Source organism: Sphaerisporangium sp. NPDC004334, assembly GCF_053602655.1.
Window position 1 is genome coordinate 324,394 of sequence record NZ_JBSGDZ010000003.1, and the last position, 9,656, is coordinate 334,049.

The window sequence follows — 9,656 nt, forward strand, 5'->3', positions numbered from 1 at the left end:
AGCGTGGGCTCGGCCGCCCTGGGAAACGGTGCCTTCGGCGCTGCCTCCCCAGGGCGACCCTCGCCGCTTCACCCTGGCTCCATCACGTTGTGTCTTATCGGCGCCGGAGCGGTGGGAAGGTGGTCGGCGAAATCGGCGTCCTCTTACGGCGGATGGCCGAACGCCGTATCGCCGGCGCTCGCCGAGGGTGTAGTGGCTGGTTGGGGTAGTTTTGCGTGGTCTGCTGGGTGCGGCTGAGCGGGAGTAGTGCGAGGCCATGCGAGATCACTGGTTCGTGCGGGCGGCGCCCGCGCCGGCCGCACTGATCCTGGGCGTCGTCGCTCTCTGGCCAGCACTCCGGTCCGGGTTCGTGTTGCGCTACGACATGGTGTTCGTTCCGGATCCTCCGGTGACGTGGCCGGGGGGCGGCTTCCCGCGAGCGGTGCCGAGTGACCTCGTCGTCGCGCTCCTGGCGCAGGTCGTGCCCGCCGCGGTACTCCAGAAGCTGATCTTGCTTGGCATCTTCGTCCTGGCGGGCACCGGGGCCGCCGCCGTGGTCGCGCTGGTTCGCCCGACTTCTGAGGACGGAGTCGCTTGCGTGAGCGGGCGGGCGGGCGCAGATCCCCGACTGCTCGTGGCCAGGACGGCGGCGGCGGTGTTCTACGTGTGGAACGCCTACCTCGCGCAACGGCTGTTGCTCGGCCAGTGGGCGTTGCTCCTCGGGTACGCCGGGCTGCCCTGGGCGCTCCTGGCGGCTGTGCGTGGCGGATGGCGGCGGCTCGTGCCGGCCCTGCTCCCCGCGGCGGTGGGCGGCTTCCAGGCCATGCTCGTCACCGCTCTGGTGGTGGTGCCCGTAGCGGCCACCCGTTCCGGCAGGCGGTGGCAGGACGGCTTCGAGGCCGTGGAGCGAGCGCGGTGGCCGGGTCGGCGGGTCCGTGAGACGTTGCGGGTTCTCGTCGTGGTGGCCGTGCTCAGCTTGCCGTGGGCCGTTCCCGCGCTGCTCAGCGAGGCGGTGACCGACCCCGCCGGGGTGGACGCGTTCGCGGCCCGTGCCGATGGGCCGTTCGGCACACTCGGCAGCCTGTTGAGCCTCGGCGGGATATGGAACGCCGATGCCGGTGTCCCGGGGCAGTCCGCGTGGTGGCTCGCTTCCGTGCGCTTGGTCGTCGCCGCGCTCGCCGTGGTCGCCTTCGTCCGGCTTCGAGAGGCGCCGTACCGCATCGGCCTGCTCGTCGCGGCCTGCGCCGGGCTCGCCGTGGCGCTGACCGGCGCCTACCTGCCCGGTGTGCTCAAGACGCTGATCACGTGGTGGCCTGGCTTCGGTCCCCTGCGCGATGGCCAGCTTTACATCGCCCCCTTTGCGCTGCTCCAGGCGGTCGGTTTCGCGACCCTGACCCGCCGTATCGCGGCGCCGGCATCGCCGACCCACTTCCCGCCGTCGCGGCGCCGATCTTCCGGCAACGCAGAGGCGGGAGACTCCACACGCGCGGGGGTGGGTCAGTCTGCGGATCTGGAGGTGGAAGGGGTCGCGCACGTGGGCCGATCTGCGGATCCGGGAGTGGAGGGGGCGGCGCGCGTGGGCGGGTCTGCGGGTGCTGGACCCGAGGGGGCCGCGTACGGGGGGCGGTGGAAGGGCGGGTGGGTTGTGGGGGTGGTGGCCCTTCTGGTGCCGATGTTGGGGTTGCCGGGGTTGGCGTCGGGAGCGCTGGGGCGGCTGGAAGCGGTGGAGTATCCGCAGGATTGGGGGCGGGTGCGGGCGATCGTGAACGGGGACCCGCATCCAGGGGCGTTGCTGTCGTTGCCTTGGGGGGCGCATCGGGCGTTCGCGTGGAACGGGGGCCGGGTCATCCTCGATCCGGCGACCAAAAGCTTCGCGCGCCGGGTGGTGTGGGACGACACGCTTTTGGTGGGGCTCGGGCACGGGCGGGTACTGCGCGTCGCCGGGGAAGACCCACTGGCCCGGCGCGTCGGCGCGTTGCTGCGCGCGGAGACCGGTCCGCCGGCGGTCGGGCAGGGGGCGACAGGAGCCGGTCCACGGATGGATGGGCAGGGGGCGACAGGAGCCGGTTCGCCCACCGCAGGAGCCGGTTCGCCGACCGTCGAGTGGGGGACCGAGGCAGCCGGTTCCCTCTCGGATGGGCGGGGAGGGGTGGAGTCGGGCCCGCTGACGGATGGGCGGGAGTCGGGCCCGCTGACGGATGGGCAGGGGGCGGGGCCGTTGACGGATGGGCAGGGGGCGGGGCCGTTGACGGAGTCGTTGAGGGCTGCGGGGATACGGTACGTGCTCGTTGTGGGACCGAGTGAGAACACGTTTCGATCCTGGGTGCCTGGAGCCGTCTCCGTCTATGTGGGAGCCGAGATGGAGCTGTTGCGGTTGTGACGTCACCCGGTGCGGCCAGCGGTGGTAACGGTGCGTTTTGTGACGTCCGCGGCGGCCTTGACGACAGGCATACTGGACGGTAAGTCTTATTATTACGTTTTGACCAATGACCTGGCCGGTAACCTGTATCACGTTCTACTCTCGGTGAGGTCCCCACGCGTCCGCACTTTGGAGGGAGAAAGCCCAATGGTGCGAGTACTCGCTGCTCTCGTCGTTGGGGTGGTTCTGGCGATCGGCGCCTCTGTCGGCGTCGTCAACGTTGTCGCCCCCAGCCCTCAGCCCCCCAACAAGCCGCTGTACAACTACGGCAACAGATGATCCGTCACGGGCGGGGCCCGCGCCGCGATCGGTGAGCCCGGCCCGTTACCGCTCCACCAGGCACGGAGGGTCGGCTTCGCCGTGCCCAAAGACGTCGCCCGTAGACCAAGCCCGTAGTCCATGCCGGTAGTCGGCGCCCGCAGACCCTGCTGGATCTCCCGCGGACACCTGCTGGTGGCTCTGCCCGCACCTACCGGGCGGCTCTGCCCGCGATGGCCCTCCGAGCGTCCGAACGGGGTGTGGGACCCGCGACGGTGCGGGGTCCGGGACCGGCGGGACGCGTGGCCGATAACGCCGGACGAGACACATGAACCTCGACGGCACATCAACGACAACCGGAAGCGAGCGCACAGCCAGGGGGGCTCGACCCACACACGAAGGAGTGTCCGTGGTCGCACAGCAGGTGGGCCGGGCCCCGCGCGACCCTGAACGTCGCCCTCGCGGCGCGGCCGAGACCGGGACCGGGAGCAGGGCTGGCAGCAGGGCCGGAGCCGGCGCGCATGGTGGCGCCGAGCCGTCCCCGAGCGCAGCCGGGCTCCTTCCCGCCGCCAAGCCGTTGGCGGGTGTGCGGGTCGCCGTGTGCAACTTCCGGGAGCCCGCGCAGTCGGTGGCCGGCGGGGCCGAGGAGTACGCCTGGCAGGTCGGCCGGCATCTGCTCTCCCAGGGCGCCTCGGTGCACTTCCTGACCAGCCGCGAGCCGGGGCAGGCGGGCGGCGAGCGGCGCGAGGGCATCGAGCTGCGGCGCATGGGCAACCGCTACCTGGTCTACCTGCTGGTCCCGCTGTGGATGCTGCTGCGCCGACGCCGCTTCGACGTGGTCATCGACTGCATGAACGGCATCCCGTTCTTCGCGCCCCTGGTGGTGTCGCGGCGCACCACGGTCGTGTGCCTGGTGCACCATGTCCACGACCGCCAGTTCTACGCCTTCTTCCCGCGCTGGCTGGCCCGCGTCGGCTGCTTCGTGGAAGGCCCGGTCGCCCGGCTGCTGTACCGGCGCCGCACCACCGTCACGGTGTCGGAGTCGTCGCGGGCCGAGCTGCGCGACCGGCTGGGCTGGCTCGCGCCCATCGAGGTCATCCCGAACGGCAGTCCGGCCGTGCGTCCGGTGGCGACGACGGTCGGCGGCGAGCGGGTCGACGGCGACCCGGTGGTGGCCTATCTCGGACGCCTGGTCGGCCACAAGCGGGTGGAGCGTGTGGTGGAGCTGGTGACCGAGCTGGGGGAGACCTGGCCCGGCCTGCGCGTCCACGTCGTCGGCCGGGGCCCGGAGTACGAGCCGCTGGCGCGCCGCGCCCGCGCGCTGGGCGTGACGGACCGGGTGAGCCTGCACGGCTTCCTGGCCGAGCAGGAGAAGAACGCCGTGCTCGGCGCGGCCCGCCTGAACGTCACGGCGTCGGAGTTCGAGGGGTGGGGCCTGACGGTGATCGAGGCGGCGGCGCTGGGCGTCCCGACCGTCGCCTACGACGTCGCGGGCCTGCGCGACTCGGTGCGGGACGGCGTCACGGGGTGGCTCGTCAGGGACGGCGAGTCGCTGGCGGACGTGGTGGACCGCGCGCTGAAGGAGCTGGCGGACCCGGTGCGCCGGGCGGAGGTCCAGCGGGCGTGCCGGAGCTGGGCGGCGGAGTTCTCGTGGGGGAGGACGGGCGCTAGGATGACCGGACTCATCACCGCTGAACTGGAGCAAAAGGGGCATGTCCGGCCGCTCGCCTTCCGGCTCGCCGCAGGTGAGAGCCATACGCCCTGACAACCCGCGGACCGTTGGTGATGTCGGCAGGGCCGATGCGGCGGAGGTGAGCACGCCGGGGGCGCGGTTGCGGCGCAGGCTCAGGTTGCTGGCCGGGTGCCTGCTTCTCGGGGCCATCGCGTTCAACACCTCGCCCGGCGAGGTGATCGCCGAGACCAAGCTGGACATGGCGGTCAACCCGGTCGGGTTCCTGGAGCGGGCGAGCCACCTGTGGGACGACGCGTATTTCGGCCACCTGCAGAACCAGGCGTACGGCTACCTGTTCCCGATGGGGCCGTTCTACGCGCTGTTCCGCTGGCTGGACATGCCCGCGTGGAACATCCAGCGGCTGTGGATCACCCTGGTGCTGTGCGCGGCGTTCCTCGGCGTCGAACGGCTCGCGGGCGCCCTGCGCGTCGGCTCGCCGGACACCCGGCTGCTGGCCGGGCTGGCGTACGCGCTCGCGCCGCACGCCCTGGCCCTGGTCGGCGTCAACTCCTCGGAGTTCCAGCCCAGCGCGGTGCTGCCGTGGATCCTGCTCCCGCTGGTGCGCGGCGCGGCCGCGAGCATCGGCCCGCGCCGGGCCGCCGCGATGTCGGCCGTCGCGTTCCTGTTCGCGGGCGGCATCAACGCCGCCGCCGAGCTGGCCGTGCTGGTGGTGCCCCTGCTGTACCTGCTCACGCGGGAGGGCGGCCCGCGCAGGCGGCGGCTGCTGGCCTGGTGGCTGCCCTGCGTGGCCGCCGTGTCGATGTGGTGGCTGGTGCCCCTGGTCGTTCTCGGCCGCTACATCTTCTCCTTCCTGCCGTTCATCGAGACGGCGAACGCGACCACCGGCGTGACGTCCCTGCTCAACACGCTGCGCGGCACCTCGAGCTGGATCTCCTTCCTGCCCGTGGACGGCAGGCCGTGGCTGCCGGCCGCCTACGACCAGGCGACGCGGCCGTGGCTGATCGCGGTCACCGCCGCCGTCGCCGCCGCCGGGCTGGCCGGGCTCGTCCGCCGCTCCACCCCCGAGCGGACGTTCCTGACGCTGTGCGTGCTCGCCGGGCTGGTGATCGTCACCGCCGGGCACGCGGACGCCCTGGCGTTCCCCTGGACCGAACAGGTCAGGAACCTGCTCGACGGCCCGCTCGCGCCGTTCCGCAACCTGCACAAGTTCGACGCGCTCCTGCGCCTGCCGCTCGCCCTGGGCCTGGCCGCCCTGCCCGCGTGGCGCCCGCGCGCGGTGCGGCTCCGGCTGGTCGCCGCCGGCGCCGGTCTCGCCGGGCTGGCGGTAGTGCCGGTGGCCACGGCCGGGATCACGCCGGCCGGGTCGTTCGCCGACCTGCCCTCCTACTGGCGTGACGCCGCCGTCTGGCTGAACCGCGCCACCGGCCACGGCATGGTGCTGGCCGTCCCCGGCTCCAAACGCGGCGAGTACCTGTGGGGCCGTCCGCTGGACGAGCCCATGCAGTCGCTGCTCACCGTCCGCTGGGCCACGCACTCCAACGTCCCCTGGGGCTCGGCCGGGCTCGCGCGCCTGCTCCAGGCCGTCGACGAGCGCTTCTCCGACGGCGAGGGCTCGGCGGGGCTCACGACCACCCTGCGCCGCATCGGCGTCACCTACGTGCTCGTCCGCAACGACCTGGCCCGCGACACCATCGGCTCGGCGTGGCCGGCCCGCGTCCACCAGACCCTGGAGGACTCCACCGGCCTGGTGCGCGTCGCCCAGTTCGGCCCCCTGGTGGGCCAGATCTCCAACACCACGGCCTCCAACTGGTTCGACCAGGCCTACCCGGCGCTGGAGGTGTACGCGGTGCCGGACCCGGCTCCCATCGCGGGCGTGGTCCCCGCGGACGCGACGCTGCGGATGGCCGGCGCCCCCGAGGGCGTGCTCGCCATGGCCGAGCAGGGCGTGCTGAAGGACGACGCGCCGGTGCTGGTCGGCGACGAGCCCGGCGCCGCGTCCGTCCCCGCCAGTAGGACCGTGGCCACCGACAGCCTGCGCCGGCGCCGGATGATCTTCGGGGACGTCCGCAGGAGCGCCGGCCCCACTCTGCCGGAGAGCGGGAAGCAGGACGCCACCACCGACCTGCTCGACCCGGCCTGGACCTCGGCGACCTCCTCGGCGCGCTATCTGGGCGTCGACGACGTGCGCGCCTCCTCCTCCGACGCCGACATCACCGCGGCCGCCGGCGAGCGCGACCCCGGGCGCCTGCCGTTCGCGGCCTTCGACGGCGACGCGCGCACCGGGTGGCGCTCGGACGGCTGGAACGGCGCGCTCGGCGAGTGGCTGGAGGCCCGGTTCGTCGAGCCGGTGCCGGTCAAGGACATCACCATCGCCTTCGAGCAGGGGCCGATCGGGCCGCCGGTCGCCGAGGTCGAGCTGTCCACGGCCGCCGGGACGCGGCGGGCCGCCGTCCGGCAGACCACCGACCCCCAGCTGTTCAGCCCGCCCCCGGGGCGGACCACGTGGCTGCGCATCCGGGTCACCAAGCTGGCCTACCAGCCTGCCAACCCCTTCGGCGGCCGGGTCGGCATCACCGAGGTGGCCGTCCCCGGGGTGACGCCGGCCAGGGCGATCGCCGTGCCGGGGCTGCCCGGCGGCGGCGACGCGGGCACGGTGCTGCTGACCTCGCAGGGCACCGCCCCGGCCTGCATGCGCGGCTCGTCCGCCTGGACCTGCTCACGCCGGCTGGAGATCCTCGGCGAGGACGGCTACGGCTTCCAGCGGCTGTTCGCCGTCGGCAAGGAGCAGACCCGCAGGGTCGGCGGCACCGCCGTGCTCACCGACCCGGGGTCGGCGGCCCTGCTCACCACGCTGCCGAACGTCTATCCGCACGTCACCGCCTCCTCGACCGTCACCGACCACCCCGCCGTGCTCGGCCGGGCCGCGATGGACGGCGACCCGCGGACCGTCTGGTACGCCCAGCCGTTCGACCGGCATCCCACCCTGTCGATCGACCTCGGCAAGCCTCGGACGTTCTCGCAGATCAAGGTGCTGTTCCCCGACTCCTACCTCGGCAAGCCGCCGGTGCGGGTCACCGTCAGGGCGGGGGAGCGCACCGTCCAGGCGTGGGTCGGCGGCGACGGACGGGTGGCCTTCCCGTCGCTCACCACCCGGCGGCTCTCGGTCGAGTTCACCGCCCCCGCCTCCCGCGCCATCGAGGTCACCGAGCTCACCATCCCCGGCGTCAGGCCGCTCGGCCAGTTCGGCGGGTTCGCGCTGCGGCTGCCGTGCGGCTACGGCCCCACCCTGGAGGTCGACGGCACCACCGTGCCGACCCGCGTCGTCGGCGGCACGCTCAACGACGTGCTCAACGGCCGCCCGCTGACCTACGCCGGCTGTTCTCCGGTGCGGCTCATCCCCGGCATGACCTACGTCGCCGCGTCCTCCCGCGACGCCTTCCGCGTCCGGTCGGTGGTCCTGCGGGGCGAGACGGACGCCGACGCCGGGGTCACGCGCGGCGAGACGGAGGCCGACGCGGGGGCCACGCGCGGCGAGACGCACGCCGACGCCGGCGCCACGGGGGGCGACGCCGGCGCCGGCGCGGGCGCCACGCGGGTGGCGCCCGCGCGCATCGAGGCGTGGGGGCCCGAGGAGCGCCGGCTGGCGGTCTCCGCGGCCCGGCGCTCGTACCTGACCGTCAACGAGAACTACAACATCGGCTGGCACGCCTACCTCGGCGGGACCCGGCTGACCCCGGTGCGCCTGGACGGGTGGCGGCAGGCGTGGATCCTGCCCCCAGGCACCGGAAGCGTCGTGCTGCGGTACGAGCCGGACGCCGCCTACCGCTGGTCGCTGGTGGGCGGCCTCGTCCTGGCCGCGGCCGTCCTCGCGCTGGCCTGGGTGCGCGGCCGGACGGGCCGCCGCCCGCCGCCGGTGGGCCCCGGCCGGGTGACCGCCCGCTGGATCTGGGCCGCGGCCCCGCTCACCGGCCTGTGGACCGGCGGCCTGGCCGGCGCGGCGCTGGTGACCGCGCTGACCGCCGTCGGGCTGTGGCTGCCGCGGGTGCTCGCCGCCCAGCACGCCGGAGGCGGCCGGGCCCGGCGCGCCGCCCGCGCGGCCCTGTCCGCCTGGCTGCCCGCCGCCGCGCTGGCCCTGGCCGGGCTGAGCGCGGCCGTGGGGACCGTCCTCGGAGTCGAGCCGCTGACCGGCCTGGTGCCGGAGGTGTGCTGCCTGGTGGTGGTCGCGCGGCTGCTGGTCGCCGTGCCGGCCCCCGAACGGCTGCGCGGCCCCGCGGCGCCCGTGCCGCGCCGCCGCGAGCCCCGTCCGGCGGGGGTGGCGGGGTGACGCGCGCCCAGCTCGTCAGGACGACCTGCTACGTCGTGGTGGCCTTCATGGTGACCATGGCGGTGCTGTTCCGCTCCTACGTCTACCCCAACGGCCTGAAGCTGCCCCTGGAGCAGCGCAGGGTCTACCACCTCGGCGCGGAGGCGGCCACCTATCTCGACACCGCGACGTTCCAGTTGCGCGCCGGCGTGCCGGTGACCGACACCGTCTCCCTGTACGGCGACCCGGTGGCCGGCGACGACCGCACGGCCGTGTGGGTGGAGTTCTCCTCGCTGGAGACCGCCTACGGGCAGCGCATCGACTACCACGAGCGCCGCACCGCGTTCGACCGGCGCACCGGCATGGCCGTGGCCTGCTGCGGCGAGTACATCGACGACGACACGGCGGTCCACCAGACGGGGCTGGCCTTCCGGCTGCCGTACGGGGCCGAGCCGCGCGGCTACCCGATCTTCGACCCCGTCCTGAAGCGCGAGGTCGCCCTGCGGTACGAGGGCGAGGACGCCGTCGAGGGCCTTCCGGTGCGCCGCTACGGCTACACCGTCGGCCCGGCCAAGGTGGAGGACCTGCCCGACCAGGTTCCCGGCAAGGTGCTCGGGCTGCCCGCGTCGCGGCCGCTCAACGTGGCCAGGTACGTGCGGATCACCAGGACGCTGTGGGTCGAGCCGGAGAGCGGCCTGCCGGTCCGCGTGCGCGAGCAGCGCACCGACACGCTCCGCACGCCCGACCAGGTGGACCGCGTGGTGAGCTTCCAGGCCGACCTGGTCACCGACGCGGGCGACGTGCAGGCCCAGGCGGCCGAGGCGGCCGGGTTCCGCCGCTGGGCCGTCGTGATCAGGGACGTCATGCCGGTCGCCTTCCTCGTCCTGGCCCTGGTGCCGATCGTGGTGGCCCTGCGCACCCGCCGCCGCCCGCGCGGACCGGACCGGGCGCGGGGGCCGGACGACGCCACGCCACCGGGCGGTGGGAGGTCAGTGGGGCGGGAG

General features: G+C 74.0%; 4 protein-coding genes. All 4 read left to right on the forward strand.

Annotated elements, in window-relative coordinates:
- Positions 1–256 precede the first annotated feature (256 nt).
- Positions 257–2,359, forward strand: a complete 2,103-nt coding sequence (locus ACWEN6_RS05045) for a hypothetical protein (protein ID WP_452569020.1) — start codon at positions 257–259, stop codon at positions 2,357–2,359.
- Positions 2,360–3,065: 706 nt separating this feature from the next.
- Positions 3,066–4,421, forward strand: coding sequence for a glycosyltransferase family 4 protein (locus ACWEN6_RS05050; RefSeq protein ID WP_452569021.1), 1,356 nt, complete (start codon positions 3,066–3,068; stop codon positions 4,419–4,421).
- A 46-nt stretch (positions 4,422–4,467) separates the two neighbouring features.
- Positions 4,468–8,673, forward strand: a complete 4,206-nt coding sequence (locus ACWEN6_RS05055) for an alpha-(1->3)-arabinofuranosyltransferase domain-containing protein (protein WP_452569022.1) — start codon at positions 4,468–4,470, stop codon at positions 8,671–8,673.
- Positions 8,670–9,656, forward strand: a 987-nt coding sequence (locus tag ACWEN6_RS05060; protein ID WP_452569023.1) for a DUF3068 domain-containing protein, incomplete at its 3' end; no start/stop codon positions are given. The genes ACWEN6_RS05055 and ACWEN6_RS05060, both read left to right, overlap by 4 nt.